This window comes from Streptomyces sp. NPDC059224, assembly GCF_042754285.1.
In the GTDB taxonomy this organism is placed as follows: domain Bacteria; phylum Actinomycetota; class Actinomycetes; order Streptomycetales; family Streptomycetaceae; genus Streptomyces.
Genome location: NZ_JBHZAN010000050.1, coordinates 19,740 through 36,284, shown reverse-complemented (window position 1 = coordinate 36,284; position 16,545 = coordinate 19,740). Strand labels below are relative to the sequence as shown.

General features: G+C 67.1%; 15 protein-coding genes. 4 read left to right on the top strand and 11 right to left on the bottom strand.

Annotation, left to right across the window (positions count from 1 at the left end; all coding sequences use genetic code 11):
• Nucleotides 1-112: 112 nt before the first annotated feature.
• The 9 genes from ACFXI4_RS38850 to ACFXI4_RS38810 form a co-directional block, all read right to left on the bottom strand.
• The gene (locus ACFXI4_RS38850) at nt 113-937 is read right to left on the bottom strand and encodes an SDR family oxidoreductase (protein WP_385000629.1); all 825 of its coding nucleotides are present in this window, start codon (nt 935-937) and stop codon (nt 113-115) included.
• A 234-nt stretch (nt 938-1,171) separates the two neighbouring features.
• The gene (locus ACFXI4_RS38845) at nt 1,172-2,371 is read right to left on the bottom strand and encodes a cytochrome P450 (protein ID WP_385000626.1); all 1,200 of its coding nucleotides are present in this window, start codon (nt 2,369-2,371) and stop codon (nt 1,172-1,174) included.
• Nucleotides 2,372-2,394: 23 nt separating this feature from the next.
• Entirely contained in the window at nt 2,395-3,354 is a 960-nt protein-coding gene (locus tag ACFXI4_RS38840) for a PDR/VanB family oxidoreductase (RefSeq protein WP_385000623.1), read from the bottom strand.
• The gene (locus tag ACFXI4_RS38835) at nt 3,351-5,381 is read right to left on the bottom strand and encodes a flavin-containing monooxygenase (protein ID WP_385000620.1); all 2,031 of its coding nucleotides are present in this window, start codon (nt 5,379-5,381) and stop codon (nt 3,351-3,353) included. Before ACFXI4_RS38835 ends, ACFXI4_RS38840 begins: the two co-directional genes overlap by 4 nt.
• The gene (locus ACFXI4_RS38830) at nt 5,378-6,208 is read right to left on the bottom strand and encodes an alpha/beta fold hydrolase (protein WP_385000617.1); all 831 of its coding nucleotides are present in this window, start codon (nt 6,206-6,208) and stop codon (nt 5,378-5,380) included. The genes ACFXI4_RS38835 and ACFXI4_RS38830 overlap by 4 nt, the downstream gene beginning before the upstream one ends.
• Nucleotides 6,209-6,255: 47 nt before the next feature.
• Nucleotides 6,256-6,981: an SDR family NAD(P)-dependent oxidoreductase gene (locus ACFXI4_RS38825; protein WP_385000614.1), complete on the bottom strand. Its 726-nt coding sequence runs from the start codon at nt 6,979-6,981 to the stop codon at nt 6,256-6,258.
• Nucleotides 6,978-7,763, bottom strand: coding sequence for an alpha/beta fold hydrolase (locus ACFXI4_RS38820; protein ID WP_385000611.1), 786 nt, complete (start codon nt 7,761-7,763; stop codon nt 6,978-6,980). Before ACFXI4_RS38820 ends, ACFXI4_RS38825 begins: the two co-directional genes overlap by 4 nt.
• 5 nt (nt 7,764-7,768) lie before the next feature.
• A complete protein-coding gene (locus ACFXI4_RS38815) occupies nt 7,769-7,969 on the bottom strand; it encodes a 4-oxalocrotonate tautomerase family protein (protein ID WP_385000608.1) in 201 nt (66 codons plus the stop codon).
• A 45-nt stretch (nt 7,970-8,014) separates the two neighbouring features.
• Nucleotides 8,015-9,379, bottom strand: coding sequence for an MFS transporter (locus ACFXI4_RS38810; protein WP_385000605.1), 1,365 nt, complete (start codon nt 9,377-9,379; stop codon nt 8,015-8,017).
• Between the two features lie 151 nt (nt 9,380-9,530).
• Between ACFXI4_RS38810 and ACFXI4_RS38805 the strand changes: the two genes are divergently transcribed.
• From ACFXI4_RS38805 to ACFXI4_RS38795, 3 genes are all read left to right on the top strand, one after another.
• Nucleotides 9,531-10,301: an IclR family transcriptional regulator gene (locus ACFXI4_RS38805; protein ID WP_385000602.1), complete on the top strand. Its 771-nt coding sequence runs from the start codon at nt 9,531-9,533 to the stop codon at nt 10,299-10,301.
• A 96-nt stretch (nt 10,302-10,397) separates the two neighbouring features.
• Nucleotides 10,398-10,844: a MarR family transcriptional regulator gene (locus ACFXI4_RS38800; RefSeq protein WP_385000600.1), complete on the top strand. Its 447-nt coding sequence runs from the start codon at nt 10,398-10,400 to the stop codon at nt 10,842-10,844.
• Nucleotides 10,841-12,931, top strand: a complete 2,091-nt coding sequence (locus ACFXI4_RS38795) for a SpoIIE family protein phosphatase (protein WP_385000597.1) — start codon at nt 10,841-10,843, stop codon at nt 12,929-12,931. The genes ACFXI4_RS38800 and ACFXI4_RS38795 overlap by 4 nt, the downstream gene beginning before the upstream one ends.
• A gap of 579 nt (nt 12,932-13,510) precedes the next feature.
• Here the strand turns inward: ACFXI4_RS38795 and ACFXI4_RS38790 are convergent.
• Together ACFXI4_RS38790 and ACFXI4_RS38785 are read right to left on the bottom strand one after the other, a co-directional pair.
• Nucleotides 13,511-14,302 (bottom strand): alpha/beta fold hydrolase, encoded by a 792-nt coding sequence (locus ACFXI4_RS38790; RefSeq protein WP_385000594.1) that lies wholly within the window; start codon nt 14,300-14,302, stop codon nt 13,511-13,513.
• A 107-nt stretch (nt 14,303-14,409) separates the two neighbouring features.
• Nucleotides 14,410-15,426: an aldo/keto reductase gene (locus ACFXI4_RS38785; RefSeq protein ID WP_385000674.1), complete on the bottom strand. Its 1,017-nt coding sequence runs from the start codon at nt 15,424-15,426 to the stop codon at nt 14,410-14,412.
• Nucleotides 15,427-15,573: 147 nt separating this feature from the next.
• Here ACFXI4_RS38785 and ACFXI4_RS38780 point away from each other — a divergent pair, with 147 nt between their 5' ends.
• Nucleotides 15,574-16,491: a helix-turn-helix transcriptional regulator gene (locus ACFXI4_RS38780; RefSeq protein ID WP_385000591.1), complete on the top strand. Its 918-nt coding sequence runs from the start codon at nt 15,574-15,576 to the stop codon at nt 16,489-16,491.
• Nucleotides 16,492-16,545: the final 54 nt, after the last annotated feature.

Genomic DNA, 16,545 nt, shown 5'->3' with positions numbered 1-16,545 from the left:
CACCCAAACTGCCCCTGAACAGGGAAAACGTCAAAGTGCTGCTGGAGTACTAAGAGCGACACCTGGGGAGATTCAAAGAGCGCCTTCAGCGGAACGGCCGTCCTTGGGTGGTTCAGGCATCGAGGAAGATGTCGAGCTTGAGGTCGGCCTCTCCTTCTGCTGCACGGTAGTGACGCAGGTCGGTAGTCCCTTCCTCGGCCAGGACTTCGTCATCGATCAGCAACTGCCCGGTGCATTGCCGTGAGTCGCGGGTGAGGATTGCGTAGGCGGCGTCTGCGACGATCTGGGGCGTGCGGGCCTGGTCGGCGCCTCCCAGGATGTTGCGGACGGCGGCGGTGTCGATGAGGGTACGAGGCCACAGTGAGTTGGCGGCGATGCCGTCCTTGGCGAACTCGTGGGCGAGGCCCAGGGTGCACAGACTCATTCCGTACTTGGCCAGGGTGTAAGCAAGGTGGGCGCCGGGCCAGTGAGGAGCAAGGTTGAGGGGCGGGGACAGCGTCAGGATATGGGGGTTGTCGGCGTTCCTGAGATGGGGAACGGCGCTGCGGCTCAGCAGGAAGGTGCCGCGGGTGTTGATGTCCTGCATCAGGTCGTAGCGCTTCATGTCGATGTGTTCGGAACCGGTGAGGTCGATGGCGCTCGCGTTGTTGATGACGATGTCGATGCCGCCGAAGCGTTCCGCCGCCTGGGTGACCGCGTTGCGGACGTCGCTGTCGACGCGGACGTCTCCCACGACAGGCAGAGCCTTTCCACCGACTTCTTCGATCTCTTCGGCGGCGGTGTAGATGGTGCCTTGGAGCTTGGGGTGCGGTTCGGCGGTCTTGGCCAGCAGGACCACGTTGGCTCCGTCGGCTGCGGCGCGCAGCGCGATGGCCAGGCCGATTCCGCGGCTGCCGCCGGACATCAGGATGGTTTTGTCAGTAAGGGTGCGGCTCATGGTGGGCTCTTTCGGCCGTTGGGCTGGAGACATGGTTCCCGTCGCGGGGTGACGAGCTCGTGCCGGGCGATGCGGCGTTTGCGGGGCTGCGGGCTGGCCCTTTCGAGCCGGGCAGATGAGCTGCCGGGGTGTGTGCTGGGCGCCTGTGGGCTGGGAAGGATCGGCCATTGGGCGCTGCGGCGCCGGATGGGGTGTGCGTCGTCGCCGGTGTGCGCGGGTCGTGAGGGTGGGTTGTCAGGTGATGCGGATGGGGTAGGAGTCCCAGGCCTGCAGGGTGTTGTTGAGCTGCCGTCGGGCCTTGTTGATGGGTTCAATGGTGCGGATTCTCTGGGCCATTGCGGTGATGATGGCTTCGGCTTCGAGGCGGGCGATGTGCTGCCCGACGCACTGGTGAATCCCTGTGCCGAAGCCGAGATGACCGGAGGGGTCTCGGGTCAGGTCGAAGGCGTCGGGGTCTTTCCATCGGCGGGGGTCACGGTTTGCTGCTGCGGCGATGACAAGGATCTTGCTGTGGGCGGGGATGGTGATGCCTGCGAACTCGACCTCCTTCTCGGTGGTGTGGAACCACTGCTGCAGGGGTGAGGACCAGCGCAGCGCTTCGTCGAAAGCCACGCGGGCGAGTTCCGGCCGGGTGCGGAGGTAGGACCACTGGTCGGGGTTCTCGGCCAGTGCGCGGATCACGGCGGTAATTCCGTGGACGGTGGTGTCGACGCCGGCGGAGAGCAGGGAGCGGACGGCGAGGGGCGCCTGCTCGTAGGTGATCTCGTGCCGGTCGGCAGCCGCCCAGATCTCGGCGCCGAAGCCGCCGGGGGTCAACGACTCCCGGCGGCAGAGCGTGGTGACCCATTCGGAGAGTTCCACGAGCCGGGTGGCGCTCCGCTGCAGGAGTGCGTTCTGGGGTCCGAAGGCGTTGAAGACGAGGTCTCCGTAGGCGAGAAGGTTCTCGCGTCCTTCGGCGGGCAGGCCGACGGCGTCGGGGAACACTTTGAGAGGGAAGGATCCGAGTGCCTGAACGGCGTCGAACTCCCTGTTCTCCACAGCCTTGTCGACGATTTGGGCGGCTTCTTCGAACCACGCGTCACGCAGTCGGCGCAGTGCGCGTGGCCCGAGGACCGTGGCAAGGACTCGGCGGGTGGCGTCGTGGGCAGGCGGATCGGTCTCCGTGGGGTTGGCCGGTGGCCTCCACGGCTTTTCTTTATAGTAGTTGGTCAGACCGACTCCGCCTCCGACCTTGAAGTGCTGCCAGTTCGTGAGGATTTCGTTCATCTCCGCGTACCGTCCGACGGCGTAGATGTCGTAGCGGTTGAGGTACACGATGGGCGCTGTCTCCCGCAGTTCCCTCTGCAGCGAAAGGGGGTTGCGGAGTGTGCGCTCGTCGAACGGGTCCGCATCGCTGCGCGGGGTCGCTGCTGGGGGTGCGGTTGGGGTGGTCACGCACTGCCTCCGGTCTCAGGTCGTCACAGGTCGAGTACGAGCTGGGCGGTGCATGATCTCGACACGCAGAGCATCATGCAGTCGTTGCGGGCACGGTCGGTGTCGTCCAGGACGGCGTCGCGGTGGTCGGGAACACCGTCCAGGACAGTCGCTTCGCAGGTGCCGCACACGCCCTGTCCGCAGGACGACAGCATTTCGACGCCGGCCTGGCGCACGACGTCGAGTACGGATTCGTCGGGTCGTACGGTCAGGGTCTGCCCGCGACGGTTGAGGCGGACGGTGAAGGGGCCCGTGTGGCGGGGTGCGGTGAGGTCCTGGGCGGCGAAGCGTTCGGTTCGCAGGGTGTGGGGCGGCCAGTCGGCGCAGGCCTTGGCCAGCGCTTCCAGCAGGGGAGCCGGTCCGCAGCCGTATATCTGGGTGTCGGTGCGGGGGCGGCCGATGAAGCCGGTGAGGTTGAGCAGGCCGTGCTCGTCCTGGGGGGCGATGTGGATGCGGGCGCCGTAGCGGTTGAGTTCGTCGCGGAAGGCCATCGACGCCAGGGTGCGGCCGCCGTAGAGGAGTCGCCAGTCGGCTCCGAGCTGATCGGCCTGCCTGAGCATGGGCAGCAGCGGGGTGATGCCTATGCCGCCCGCGATGAACAGGTAGGACGCGGAGGGCACGAGGGGGAAATGATTGCGTGGTCCGCCGAAGCCGAGGATGTGGCCGGGGGTGAGCTGCTCGTGGATCCACTCGGATCCGCCGCGGCTGGCAGGCTCGCGCAGGACACCGATGCGGTAGCGGTAGGCGTCGTACCGGTCGCCGCACAGGGAGTACTGGCGGGTCTGCCCGTTGGGCAGGATCAGGTCGATGTGCGCTCCGGGCGTCCACGGCGGGAGGCGGTGCCCTTCGGGGTGCTCGAGTTCGATGACGCGGATGCCGTCGGCCGCGGGGGTGCAGGAGCGGACTTTGACGACGGAGCGGTCCGCTTTCTCTGGCGTGGTCATCGGGGCTGCCCCGTGGTCGGCGTGAGCGTTCCGAGCAGTTCGTAGTCGTTGAGGTCGGGTCGCCGCGACAGTTCGAAGTACTCGCGCAGAGAGTAGGGCCACACCTGGGATGCTCGGCCGAATTTGTTCTTGTACCAGCTGTCGATGGGGCTGGAGCCCCAGGTTCGGCGGAGGTTGCCGGCGTCGACCCAGGTACAGAACCGGTCGAGAGCGTCGGGGTGGCAGTCCAGTGCCCGGTGTCCGGTACGAAGCAGGGAGCCGATGGTGGCGACGGTGTATTCGACGGCGCATTCGGCCATGAAGACTGCGCTGCCGTTGACGACGACGCCGGTGTTGGGCCCCATGATCATGAACAGGTTGGGGAAACCGGGGACGGTGACGCCCTTGTAGGCGCGGGCGTCTCCGTCCCAGTGTTCGTGCAGGTCGAGACCTGCACGGCCCTTGACGGTCATGGGGGCCAGGTAGTCGGAGGCCTGGAAGCCGGTGGCGTAGATGATGACGTCCAGGTCGTGGTGGGCGCCGTCCGCGGTGCGGATTCCGGTGGGTGTGATCTGTGTGATGCCGTCGGTGACGAGGTCGACGTGCGGCTTGCGAAGCGCGTTCGCCCACACCCCGTTGTCCCTGGTCATGCGCTTGAGGCCTGGGGGGTAGTTGGGGGTCATCTTCTTCAGGAGGTCGGGCCTGTCGGCCAGTTGTTCTTCGAGGCGCTCCAGGAGCTGCTTGCGCAAGTGGGCGTTGCCGGCGGAGGTGGAGCCGGGTTCGGTCCAGTCGGGGTCGGCTTCCACGAAGGGGAGGCGTCCTTCGCTGGCGAGCCAGAACTGCCAGAACCTGAGCCAGCGGCCGTAGTAGGGCACGTGGCGCAACAGGTAGGTCATGCCTTCGCTGATGCGGTCGTGGTAGGTGGGTGTGGGCAGCATCCAGGGGGCGTGTCGCTGGAATACCGTAAGGGAGGCGACGTCGTCAGCGATGGCGGGGACGATCTGGTAGGCGCTGGCGCCGGTGCCGATAACGGCGACGCGCTTGCCGGTGAGGTTGATGCTGCTGTTCCACTGGGCGGAATGGAACGCGGCACCTTGGAAGTCGTCGCGGCCAGGAACGTCGGGAAAGTTGGGGCGGTTGAGCTGGCCGACGGCGGTGACGACGGCGTCGAACCGGTGGGTTGTGCGGTGTCCGTCGCGTGTCTGGGTCGTCAGTGACCAGCACAGCTGTGTGTCGTCGAAGACGGCTTGGACGACTTCGGTCTCGAAGCGGACCAGGCGCCGCAGGTCGAAGCGGGTGGCGGCGTCGATGAGGTATCCGGAGATGTCGTCGCGGGCCGAGAACTGCCAGTTCCAGTCCTGCTTTTGGGCGAAGGAGTAGCTGTAGGCGAAGTTGGGTGTGTCGAGGCGGCAGCCGGGATAGACGTTCTCCCACCACACGCCGCCGACTTCGGTGTTCTTCTCGAAGATCACGACGGACAGGCCGGCTTGGCGCAGCCGGTGGGCGGCGGCCATGCCGGAGATGCCTGCTCCGATCACGGCCACGGTGAAGTCGGTACCGGGGGCTGTTTCCTGCAGCGACCAGGTGGGGGCTCCGGTGTCTTTGGGCAGTCCGAGTTCGTGACGGAGCAGGGGCAGGCAGTCGGGTCCCGCCTGCCTGGTCAGGAAGGCCATGATCCGGTGGAGGGCGTCCTCGTCGGGTAGGGGCGCCGGGCGCGATCCGCTGTCGCGGAAGCGGACCAGGGCGTCGAGCGCAACCTCACGGGCGCGGGCCTGGGTCTCCTGGGTCATGCCGCCCTGGGGGGCGATGACCGCGTCCATCGGCGGCAGCGGCGGGCGCAGGTCATCGGCGAGAAGCTGGTCGTACTCGCCGGTGACCAGGGCGAGGGCGGCCAGCAGCGGGGGCAGCTCGGTCTCGTTGACGGCTCGCTCGAGGAAGACGGTGTCGGCGTCGATGGGCAGGACCTTGTCGTAGGTGCGGGCCGCATCTACGGGGCCGTGCGTGACGCCGGCCGACGTGGTCTCGTCTGCGCCAGTGATGATGGTCATGCGCCGGCCTCGATGAACTCGCTGATGATGCGGGCGGTCTCGGCGGGCGCTTCGATGTTGGGCTCGTGCGAGTAGTCGACGGTCACGGACCGTGCGGAGGGCGAGAGATCGGCGAGCTTCTTCGACCAGCCGTCTTCGAGAAGCGGGTCGTGACGGCCCTCGACGAGGAGGACGGGCACGCTGAGTGTGGCGAACCGGTCGAGGAAGTCATCGGCCGGGGCCTGCCGCTCAGTGGCGGGGTTGCGCAGGCGAGGGGCAGTGAGTGCCTCCCAGTGGCCGGGGGCCAGGCTGTTGTCGTAGCGGCGGCGGATGTGCTCGGACAGGTTCGCGGTGTCGCGGACGATCAGGCCCGTCATGCGTTCGGCGGCTTCCAGGCTGGGTTCGTACTCGGCGAGCGCGGCGGTGCCCTTGGGGTCCCGGAAGGGTCCGCCGGTGCCGGAGATGCTGATGGCTCGGTCGATGGGCCAGGGCCGGCGCGCGTCGACGAGGGCGCGCAGGAGGACGGAGCCTCCGAACGAGGCGCCGACGAAGGTGGCGGAGGAGACGCCCATGGCACGGCAGAAGGCGGCGATGTGCGGGATGCGTCCGGCGTAGGGGGGGCGGTCGAAGTAGACGACCTTGTCGGTCTCGCCCCAGCCGAGCAGTTCGGGGGCCAGAACGTGGTACTTGTCGGCCAGGTGGTCAATCACCTCGCCCCAGCACAGGTCGGCGGTGGTGCCGTAGCCGCCGTCGTGGATGAGTACGACGGTTTCCTTGGCCCCGGGGCCGGCCTCCAGGTATCCGGTGTGGAAGCCGCCGGCGTCGATGGTCGACCGTGTCCAGCTCATGGTGTTGGGGTCCTCTCGTGGGCGGGAATGTGGGCCGGTCGGGCCGGTCAGTGCTTGACGGACCCGCCGTCGACGCAGAGCGTCTGGCCGGTGACGAAGGCTGCGGCGGGCGAGAGCAGGAACTTCACCGGGCCGACCAGGTCGTCGGGGACGGCACGGCGGCGGATGGACCTGCTGGCGATGTTGTGGTCCGTGGTGTGGGCCATCGGCACGATCATGGGTGTGTCGGTGAGGCCGGGGCTGATGACGTTCACGGTGATCTCGTCGTCGCCGAGTTCGTCGGCCAGGCAGCGGGCGAATCCGATGACGCCGGCCTTGGAGGCGACGTAGGCGAAGACGTTGCGGGGGCCCTTGAAGACGGTTCCGGAGGCGAACAGGACGATCCGGCCACCGCGTGGCATCAGCGGGACGATCGCCTGGGTGAGTGCGATGGTGCCGTCGAGGTTAACCCGGAGGACCCGTTCCCAGTCGGCTCGGCTGGTCTCCTTGAAGGGGGACCACTGACCGACGGCGGCGCAGTGAACGAGATGGTCGACGTGGTTGGCCTGCACTGACGCCAGCAGCGACTGGACGGTCTCGATGCTGTCAGGCGCGGCGAGGTCGGCTTTGAGATATTCGACACCGTCCGCGCGCTCGTCGGGGACGTTCAGATCCAGGACGATGCAGCGGTTGCCGTCGGCCGCGAGGGCGGAGACGACTGCGGCGCCGATGCCGCTGGCTCCGCCGGTGACGACGGATGTCGTCACGCCGTTGCAGGGGGAGGTGGGATTCATGACGTCACCTCGATCGTGGAGGCCGCGTAGAACGCCGTTAGAGCGTCGTTGAACGCCGCCGAGTTCTCAATGCTGGACAGGTGTCCCGCCTCGGGAATGATCTTCAGGCGTGCGTTGGGGATCCCGAGGGAAAGCTGCTCGGACAGAGGGGCGGGGCTCTTGTGATCGTTCTCCCCCACCAGCACGAGTGTGGGGTGGGGGATGTCCGGGAGCAGGGGCAGGTGGTCGGTGAGGAAGGTGGCCTCGGCGGAGGCGATGTAGGCCTCGGGGACCATGCCGGCGATCGCGGAGTGCAGAAGCTTGTAGTTGGCGGGCGTGAGCTTGGTGACGAGAGTTTCCTGCAAGTAGCGGTCGGCATAGGCGGTCATTCCGAGGGTGGTGATTTCCCGTGTGATCGCTTCGACGCGAGCGTGGGCTTTGTCCGGTGGCAGCGCGGCGAAGGTGTCGGCCAGGACCAGGTCCTTGACCCGCTCAGGACGTCGGGCCGCGTACTCGATCGCCTGCACGCCGCCCATGGACAGCCCGACGAGGTGGACGGGGGTGGGGTCGGGTCCCAGCGCGCGTTCGAGGCAGTCGTCGATGTCGGCGACCCAGGCGTCGAGGTCGATCGTGCGGTGCCACCGAGCGGAGCCGTGTCCGCGGCTTTCCGGGGTCAGGATGCGGGAGTGCCTGCCCAGGGCGATGACCTGCGGGCGCCACAGGTGGTGGTCGGTACCGAGGCTGTGCAGGAACACCACGACCTCGCGTTCGGCTGGGCGGGGAAAGGGTGTCGGGGCGGCCATGTTTCTCACGCCTTCTTCTGTGATCGGGCGGCCAGGCTCTGGCCGCCGACGCCCCACTGCTGCGGCGGCACCTGTTCGATCAGCACGTGCAGGGCGACCGGGTCGCTGCCGGTGGTGGCGGCGTAGGCGGTGGTGAGTGCGCTGATGAGCTGTTCGACGGTGTCCGGTGTGAGCGGAGAGGCGTGGTTGACGCGGATCAGAGGCACGGGAGTGACCTTTCTTTGCGGGGTGGGGTACCGGCAGGGGGCCCGTTACTGGCCGGGGACCGGCTCCAGCGTGCCCTGCGGGTCGTGGGGCGCCGCGGCTGTGTCTTGGAGGCCGGTGTGACGGGTCTCGGGGGTGAGTACCGCGCCGAGGAGGAAGAGGGCTGAGGCTGCGGCACAGAGGAGGACCAGGCGGGAGGGGATGTCGCTGACTTGCGGGCTGATCAGGGTGACGAGCGTGGGTGTCATGCCGCCGAGGCCGAAGCCGATGTTCCAGCTCAGGCCGGTGCCGGTGGCCCGGATGTCGGTGGGGAAGCGTTCGTTCAGGAAAATCAGTACCGGCGCCTGGGCGACTACCACGAAGACGGCCATGAGGCTGGCCAGCAGGGCGACCGACGCAGGCCGGCCGGCCTGGTCGTTCATGTGGTGGTAGAGGAACGGGACGAGGACGACCATCGGCGCTCCGCACCCCAAAAACGTCGCGCGGCGTCCGATGCGGTCGCTGATCCAGCCGCCGGCGGCGCCGGCTGCGATGGTGATGATGTTGACGACGGCCAGGATGATCGCGGCGCTTTGCTGGTCGAGTCCCAGGCCCTTGACGAAGTAGGTGGGGAAAAACCCGAGAGTCAGGTAGTACAGCGATGCGGCGCCGGTGACGATGACGACGTTGAGCAGCAGGTTGACTCGGTAGCCGAGGCCGAACAGTTCCTTCAGCGGGGAACCCTGCCGGGTGGGGGCAGTACCGTTCTGCTTGGCCTTCCACAGCGGTGACTCGTCGGTCCGCCGGTAGATGTAGAAGCTGACGGCGGCGGTGAGCAGGCCGGTGAGGAACATGGCCCGCCAGCCGTAGGTGGAGAATGCCTGGCCGGGGAAGATGCCGGAGATGATGAAGTAGACGATGGAGGCGACGAGCGCGCCGGCTCCGGCGCCGCCTCCGGCGACGAGGCCGGACATCAGGCCGCGGTGGCGGGCGGAGACCGTCTCGGTCCCGAGAGTGTGGGTGGAGGCCACCACGCCGCCTACGAAGATGCCCATGATCAACCGCAGGAGGCCGAAGAGGATCGGTGCTGCGATCCCGGCGGCGGCATAGGTGGGCACGAGGCCCATCAGGGCGGTGGAGACACCCGCGCCGGTGATCGCGATGATCATTGCACGCTTGCGGCCGTTGCGGTCGGCGTAGACCCCGAAGAGCGCCGAGCCGAGGGGGCGCATCACGAGGGTGACGGCGAACGAGGCGTACACGAACGCCAGCTGCAGTGTGGCGCGGTCCGCCGGGAAGAGCAGCGGCCCGATCGTCGAGGCAACGTAGAGGATGACAAACAGGTCGTAGAGATCCATCGCCCAGCCAGTGATGGACGCCAGGCCCGCCCAGCGCACTTGCTGGCGTCGGTGTGTGGCGGTTCTTCCACTCATGGCGGCCTCCGTTGGCTGCACGTGGGCCCTTTGTGGGCTGGTTCACGCAACCGTAAAGACGAGTTTCTCCATGAGCAATAGAGGTTTCCCATAGAGGAACAATCGTTGAGGCTTGTTGTTTCGCTGAGCGAAACAGCCCTAGAGTGAGGGCATGGTGGACACAAAGGCGACCAGTCGGCTTTCCTCCGTCGAGCGCGCGCTGACGATGATGGAAGTGTTGGCCGCACACAGCGGCCTGACCGTCACGCAGCTCGCCACACGCATGGGAACGGGCAAAGCAACCGCGTTCCGCCTGGCCGGAACACTCGTGGAACGCGGCTGGCTGGTGAAGGACGACGAACTGCGCTACCGGCTTGGCCCCGGCATCCTCGGCCTGGCAGCAGCCCGCCAGGAAGTCGACCTCGCCCCCGTACTGCGTCCGATCCTCGAGGAACTCCACGAGGCATGCGGTGAGACGATTCACCTCACCCGGCTGGACGGCCGGCAGATCATCTACCTCGACCAGCTCGTCTCACCGCAACCCGTCCACTCGGTGGCCGTGCTCGGCAGCCGGTCACCGGCCCACTGCGTCTCCCCCGGTCTCGCCCAGCTCGCCCTGCTTCCCGAAGAGATGCTCAACTGGGTCCTTGCCATCGCCCTGCGGCGCTACACCGACCACTCCCCCCGCACCGCCGATGAAGTCCGCGCCCGGCTCGAAGTCGTCCGCGACCGCGGGTACGCCGTGAACGTGGGTGGCTACCGCCCGGACGTTGGCGGCGTCGGTGTGGCCGTCAGCGACAGCCGCGGAATGCCGATCGCGGGAATTTCCGTCTGCATGCCCACCTACCGCATGAAGACCATGGATCTCGAGGCCTTGGGCGACAGGCTCACAGGAGCCAGCAAGGACGCCCGCCACCGCCTGCAGCTCGCCCAAGGCATCTGAGGCACGGCATCGCATACAGCCCGGCCGGAGCAGCGTTCCGAGCACCCTCAGATTGTCGGTGTACGAACCGACCGTGTGCGGAGTTAACCTGGGTTCATGACGCGCACGCCCTACAGTGGTGTGGCTGACGGCATCGCTCATCAATCGCGATGCGCCACGCAGGCGTGGAACGCCTCGTGGCAGCAGCACAACAGTGATCTCACTGCGGCGCAGGTCGCCATGCTGCAAGTCCTTGATGAGCGGGAGAGCGCAGATCAGAAGACGCTCGGCTCGCTCGCTGCGGTCGACCGCTCGACTCTCACTCCGCTTCTGAACCCGTTGCAGGCACGTGGCCTGATCACCAAGGCCACCGACCCCCGACCCCGGTCCCTGGTCACTCTGACCACCGATGGACGTGAACAGGCCGCCCACGGCCGCATCCAGGTGGAAGAGATAAATCACCAGGTTGAAGAACTTCTCGGTCGGGAGCGGTTCTTCATCCTCACCGTCTTGCTCACGGAGCTCGGGGATGTGGCCCTCATACGAGGGCTGGAGCGATCATGAGCGAAGACGCCATCGTCGTAGCCCCCGAGGCAGGTCCGAGGCTAGAAGCGGCTGCGGTCATCGACAACCGCGGCATCGTCACCGCGTGGAGCGACACCGCCGAGCGACTGCTGGGGTACGACTCCACGGAATCGGTGGGCAAGCCTGTATGGGATGCGCTCGCTGCGCCCCTGCCCTCGACAGCCCGGAACAGCTGGGCGGCCCGCAAGGCATGGACTGCCGCCGTGCAGGCAACCGACCGTAAAGGGCATCACCTGCCACTCACCGTCCGTGCGCAGCCCGTGACGGGTGCCGAGGGTGAGCCCTTGTGGATCATCACAGCCACCGTCCCCTGCGGGTTTGAGGGACTGGTCGGCACCAGCGACCAGGCCTGGGCGCGGCGGCGCCTTTCCATCATCAACGAGGCTGGCCTGCGGATCGGCAGTACTCTGGATCTCAACCGGACGGCTGAGGAACTGGCAGAAGTCGCCACCGATCACTTCGCCGACTTCGTCACCGTGGATCTCCTCGACGCCGTTCTCCACGGTGAGGAGATCGGGCCCGCTCCCCCGGCCGGACGCCTCGTATTCCGCAGGGCCGCGCAGAGGTCTGTACTGGAGGGCTGCCCTGAAGCAGTGGTCCCGATCGGCGGACTGCATACCTATCCCGAGAACTCCCCGCCCGGCCTCGCCCTAGCCACCGGCCGCAGCTTTCTGTATCACGTCGATGAGGCAACGCTGCGCTGGTGGGCCGCTGACGCACCTGCCCGCGCCCGGACCGCTACTACGTTCGGAATTCACTCGGTACTGTTGGTGCCGCTGCGGGCACGCGGCACCAACCTCGGCATGACGTTCATCTGCCGCCACCGCACCGCTGACCCCTTTGATCAGGACGACCTGCTCATGGCAGAGGACCTCGCCTCCCGCGCAGCGGTTTGCGTGGACAACGCCCGCCGCTACACCCGTGAGCGAACAACCGCTGTCACCCTGCAGCGCAGTCTGCTTCCCCAGCGCGCCCCCGAGCAGAACGCCCTGGAAGTCGCTACCCGTTACATACCAGCCGGATCCCGAGCAGGCGTAGGCGGTGACTGGTACGACGTCATCCCCCTGTCCGGAGCCAGAGTCGCAATGGTGGTGGGCGACGTCGTCGGCCATGGTCTGCAGGCTTCGGCCACCATGGGACGGCTCAGAACAGCGGTGCGCACCCTGGCCGATGTCGATCTTCAGCCCGATGAGCTCCTCACCCGCCTCGACGACGTCGTCATCCGGCTTGGACTGGAAGACTCTGCGGCCCACGATGTCGGTCAGCTTTCCCAGGACGACGGTGAGATCAGCGCAACCTGCCTGTATGTGGTCTACGATCCCGTCTCCTGCCAGTGCACGTTGGCCAGTGCCGGGCATCTGCTGCCGGTCCTCGTCACACCGGACGGCGTGGTCGAGTTTCCTGACATGCCCGTCGGGCCACCCCTCGGTGTGGGAGGGCTGCCGTTCGACACGACGACGTTCGCACTACCTGAAGGCAGCGTGATCATGCTCTACACCGACGGCCTGGCAGAAGCTCTCAATCGCGACCTCGATACCGGCCAGAACCTCATCGCTGACGTCCTCGGGAATCCCTCGCAGTCCTTGGAAGAGACATGCGACCTGCTCCTGCACACCCTGGTGCAGGGACGTCCCACCGATGACATCGCGCTGCTCCTGGCCCGCACCAGAGCACTGGATGCCACGCAAGTGGCCACATGGGATCTGGCTGCCGATCCCGCCGTCGTCGCCGGCGCACGGCGTCACGCCTCCCACGTACTAGCCGAGTGGGACGTCGAGGATGCCTCGTTCGTCACCGAGCTCGTTGTCAGCGAACTGGTCACCAACGCCATCCGCTACGGAGGAGCACCGATTCAGCTGCGCCTCATCCGGGACGCCTCCCTGATCTGTGAGGTGTCCGACGGCAGCGGAACTGCCCCCCACCTGCGTCGCGCACGGGACTTCGACGAAGGGGGACGCGGTCTGCTGCTCGTCGCACACCTCACTGACCGCTGGGGCGCACGCCAGACCCCGGCCGGAAAGATCATCTGGGCTGAACAGGCCCTTCCCGCCACTGGCATGGCCTGAGCCCGCAAGGAGCTAACCCGGGCTGGGCACCGGACCGTTCACCACAGCGCGCCAGTGGTTCCAGGAGAGGCGCCCGTCGGCACTCCCTGTTCGCTGTCGCCAGCGTTCTGCGCTTACTTCGGGTGGCTGGCCAGCCACCCGAGGGCGAACGCTGCTGGCACGGATACAAGTCCCCACTCCGTCCATCCCCGACAAGCGCCTTCGTCGCGTTGAGGGGCGCCCACCGCCTCGTTGCCGTGGGTGGCGGAAGGCTACCGACAAGCCTCGTACGGGAAGGAGCGCATGCGTACACCGACGCATTTCCAGCGCAGCCATCGGCGCAGATCAGCTCGGCCGTAGGCTTTGTCAGGCCCTGGGGCTTGAAGTCCCGGACATTGAGGGCTCGTGCCTCGTCTGGTGACCGGCGACCATACGCTTCATCCCTCCGCTGTCGTGCGTGCTGCCGCCGGAGACGTCCTCCGCCCTGCGGCCGTACCTTCGACGCGATCTCCCACAGCCCGTCCGGAACAACCCAACTCCATGTACTCCGCCCCATACAGACCAACAGTCCGCCTCACCATGTAGGACGCGGTCTATGACTCACAGACTTGGCCGCGGAGGTCGCTGAGCTGGCGTGTCAACAGCGCGTTCCAGCAACTGGGCGAGTGCCTGCGGACGGCTCAGGAAGGGCGAATGGGAACTCGTGATGTGCAGCGGACGCACCCCTAGCCGCTCGGCTGACACCTCCGCACATCGAGGCGGAAACATTCGGTCCAAGTCGCACTGGATGAAGCTTCGCGGGATGTCCGCGTCCCAGAAGTTCGAAAGTCGCACAGTCTCCATGAGAGGGGCGAGTGGCTGCGGTGTAAGCCGTGCCGCCGCCCAACTGGCGGTGTGCGGATCGCAGTCGTGGTAAAAAGCCTCCTTCGCCGAGTCTGGCTCAAAGTACAGCGAGGCGCCGTCGGGACTCATCGTGTGATAGTCAAAGATCGGCTCGCTGCCAGCAGTAAACGCTTGCCCGTCGGGCTCGCGCGCCATGATCGACAGTGAATCCAACATGGACACTCCGTCGACCGGCAAAGGCCCCGCGAGGTACACGAGGTGACGTACGTCGGGCAGCGTGTCCGCGGCGAGTGTCATGACCCATGCTCCCATCGAGTGCCCCACAAGTACGTCGCCGGGCTGGATTGTCTCCATGACGGCGTCGCGGTACCCGGCCGCGGACGCAGGCTCGGCGACTCGCTGGGCATGGCCGGGCAGCTCCACGCCGTGCACGACGTGTCCACGCGCGGCCAGCGCAGCGGTCAGCCGTTCAAAACACCATGCACCGTGGGATGTCCCGTGGATCAGCACGAATCGCAATGCATTCCCCTTCTCGTTGATTGAGCCCAACGTCGTCCGCGTGAGCCGACTTATCAGATCGCGTTCGCGACGGATGGCCAGTGCCAGGCAGACAGCGTTCTGTGGGCGCGACGCGTATCCCGCCGCGCCGATGTGGGTCAGCTGCGGCGACGCAGCCGCTTGTCGGCGAAGGCCGGGATAACGGCGTCGTAGTTGTCGGCGGAGTTGATGTCGCTGCCGGGCTCCACGATCTCGTCGATGCGGTCCAGCACCACGTCGTCGAGGACGACGTCGGCGCCAGCGAGCAGGTCGTCGAGCTGTTCAGGCGTACGCGGCCCGATCAGCACTGCGCTGACCGCCGGGTGCGACCGGACAAAGCCCAGCGCCAGGTGGGTCATCGGTACACCCATGCCGTCGGCGAGATCGCGCAGTTGCCGCGTTGCGAGCAGCTTGGCCTGGTTGGCGGGGTCGGCGAGGTCGAAAACATGCTTTTCCATGTCCGCGCGCTGTCCACCGACCGGATCGGCGCGGCCGGCCAGCCAGCCGCTCGCGAGGGGCGCGTAGGTGAGCGCGTCCATCCCGAACTCCTGCAGGGTGGGGAAGACGTGAGCCTCCGGCCGACGGTTGAAGATCGAGTAGCGGGGCTGCTCGGTGACGAAGCGTCGGTGGGCGCCCCTTCGAGCCGCCCACTGAGCCGAGACGATGAGCTCGGCAGGGAAGGTGGACGAACCGATGGCACGGACCTTTCCTTCCCGCACCAGGTCCGTCAGGGCGCTCAGGGTCTCTTCCAGGTCAGTCCGGTAGTCCGGCCGGTGCATCTGGTAAAGGTCGATGTAGTCGGTGCCCAGCCGCCGTAGGCTGTCCTCGACGGCCCGCTTGATCCAGCGCGCCGACCCTCCGCTCATGTTCGGGTGCTCGCCCATCGACAGGCCGAACTTCGTCGCCAGGACGACCTCGTCGCGCCGGCCCGCGATGGCCAGGCCCACGACCCGTTCGGACTCGCCGTTGCTGTAGACGTCCGCAGTGTCGATCAGGTTGACACCGGCGTCCAGTGCCCGGTGGACCATAGCCACCGCCTGTTCGTCGCTCGGGCCACCGGGGAAGCCAAAGTTCATCGCGCCGAACGCGATGTCGCTCACCACGATGCCCGATCCGCCCAAAACGCGCTGTTCCACGATCACTCCGTTGCCGTCGCTCGGTTCCTCCAAAACTGAAACACCGCGCGGGCACCGGACGGCACACACTGCTGTGACCGGGGTACGGCCAGAGGGGGGACAGGCAGACCCCCCTCTGGTGCCCGCCGGCTTAACTAAGCTGGAGGAATGACCGAGCCTGCTGCTGACGACCTGGGTGCTTTCCTGCGTACCCGCCGTGCGCGCATCAGCCCGCAGGACGCCGGGCTGCCCCCGTCGATGGGCATTCGCCGGGTGCCGGGACTGCGCCGCGAAGAAGTAGCCCTGCTCGCCGGTGTCAGCGCCGAATACTACGAACGGCTGGAGCGCGGCCGCACGAAGAACGCATCCGCCTCTGTGCTCGACTCCGTCGCCCGGGTACTGCGGCTCGACGCCGCTGAGCGCGACCACCTCCACGCCCTCGCCACCTCTTCCCGCTCCCGGCGGACCCGCATGGCTGCCGTGCGCCTGCGCCCGGGGCTGCGCCGGGCTCTGGAGTCGGTCACCGATGTCCCGGCGCTGGTGCTCGGACCGCGTCAGGACCTCATCGCCATCAACGACCTCGGCGCCGCGTTCTACACCGGACTGGACCTGCTGCCCCCGGGGCGGCGGAACATGGTCCGCTACCTGTTCACGGTGGACGCGGCCCGCGAGCTGTACGACGACTGGGCCGGCACCGCCCGCGCGATGGTCGCCGAACTTCGCCGGTACGCCGGTACCCACCCGCACGATCCGGAGCTCACCGACCTGGTCGGTGACCTGGCCGTACGCGACCGGGACTTCCGATGCTGGTGGGCCGAACACGATGTGCACCTGCGAAGCCACGGCAGCAAGTGCTACCACCACCCCATAGTCGGCGACCTGGAGCTCGGCTACGAAGCGATGACACCGGTCGGCGAACCTGAACTCACTTTCGGGACTCACACCGTCGAAGCCCACTCACCGTCCGCCGAAGCCCTCGCCCTGCTGTCGAGCTGGTCGGCCACGTCCATGCCCGGCAGTACGGTCGACACCTCCAGACCAGTGGACCCGCAGTCCGCAACCACGGACCCCGACGCAACTCCTTAGCACTCCGGCAGTCCGTACTCCCTGCGCCGCCAGAACGGCAACAGCCCCTGCGTC

What these genes read in the sequence shown, in the direction of transcription:
- ACFXI4_RS38795 (WP_385000597.1), top strand. Translation starts at nt 10,841, where the DNA reads ATGAGCGAAGACGCCATCGTCGTAGCCCCCGAGGCAGGTCCGAGGCTA.
- ACFXI4_RS38840 (WP_385000623.1), bottom strand. Translation starts at nt 3,354, where the DNA reads ATGACCACGCCAGAGAAAGCGGACCGCTCCGTCGTCAAAGTCCGCTCC.
- ACFXI4_RS38810 (WP_385000605.1), bottom strand. Translation starts at nt 9,379, where the DNA reads ATGAGTGGAAGAACCGCCACACACCGACGCCAGCAAGTGCGCTGGGCG.
- ACFXI4_RS38830 (WP_385000617.1), bottom strand. Translation starts at nt 6,208, where the DNA reads ATGAGCTGGACACGGTCGACCATCGACGCCGGCGGCTTCCACACCGGA.
- ACFXI4_RS38825 (WP_385000614.1), bottom strand. Translation starts at nt 6,981, where the DNA reads ATGAATCCCACCTCCCCCTGCAACGGCGTGACGACATCCGTCGTCACC.
- ACFXI4_RS38800 (WP_385000600.1), top strand. Translation starts at nt 10,398, where the DNA reads ATGACGCGCACGCCCTACAGTGGTGTGGCTGACGGCATCGCTCATCAA.
- ACFXI4_RS38850 (WP_385000629.1), bottom strand. Translation starts at nt 937, where the DNA reads ATGAGCCGCACCCTTACTGACAAAACCATCCTGATGTCCGGCGGCAGC.
- ACFXI4_RS38780 (WP_385000591.1), top strand. Translation starts at nt 15,574, where the DNA reads ATGACCGAGCCTGCTGCTGACGACCTGGGTGCTTTCCTGCGTACCCGC.
- ACFXI4_RS38820 (WP_385000611.1), bottom strand. Translation starts at nt 7,763, where the DNA reads ATGGCCGCCCCGACACCCTTTCCCCGCCCAGCCGAACGCGAGGTCGTG.
- ACFXI4_RS38805 (WP_385000602.1), top strand. Translation starts at nt 9,531, where the DNA reads ATGGTGGACACAAAGGCGACCAGTCGGCTTTCCTCCGTCGAGCGCGCG.
- ACFXI4_RS38835 (WP_385000620.1), bottom strand. Translation starts at nt 5,381, where the DNA reads ATGACCATCATCACTGGCGCAGACGAGACCACGTCGGCCGGCGTCACG.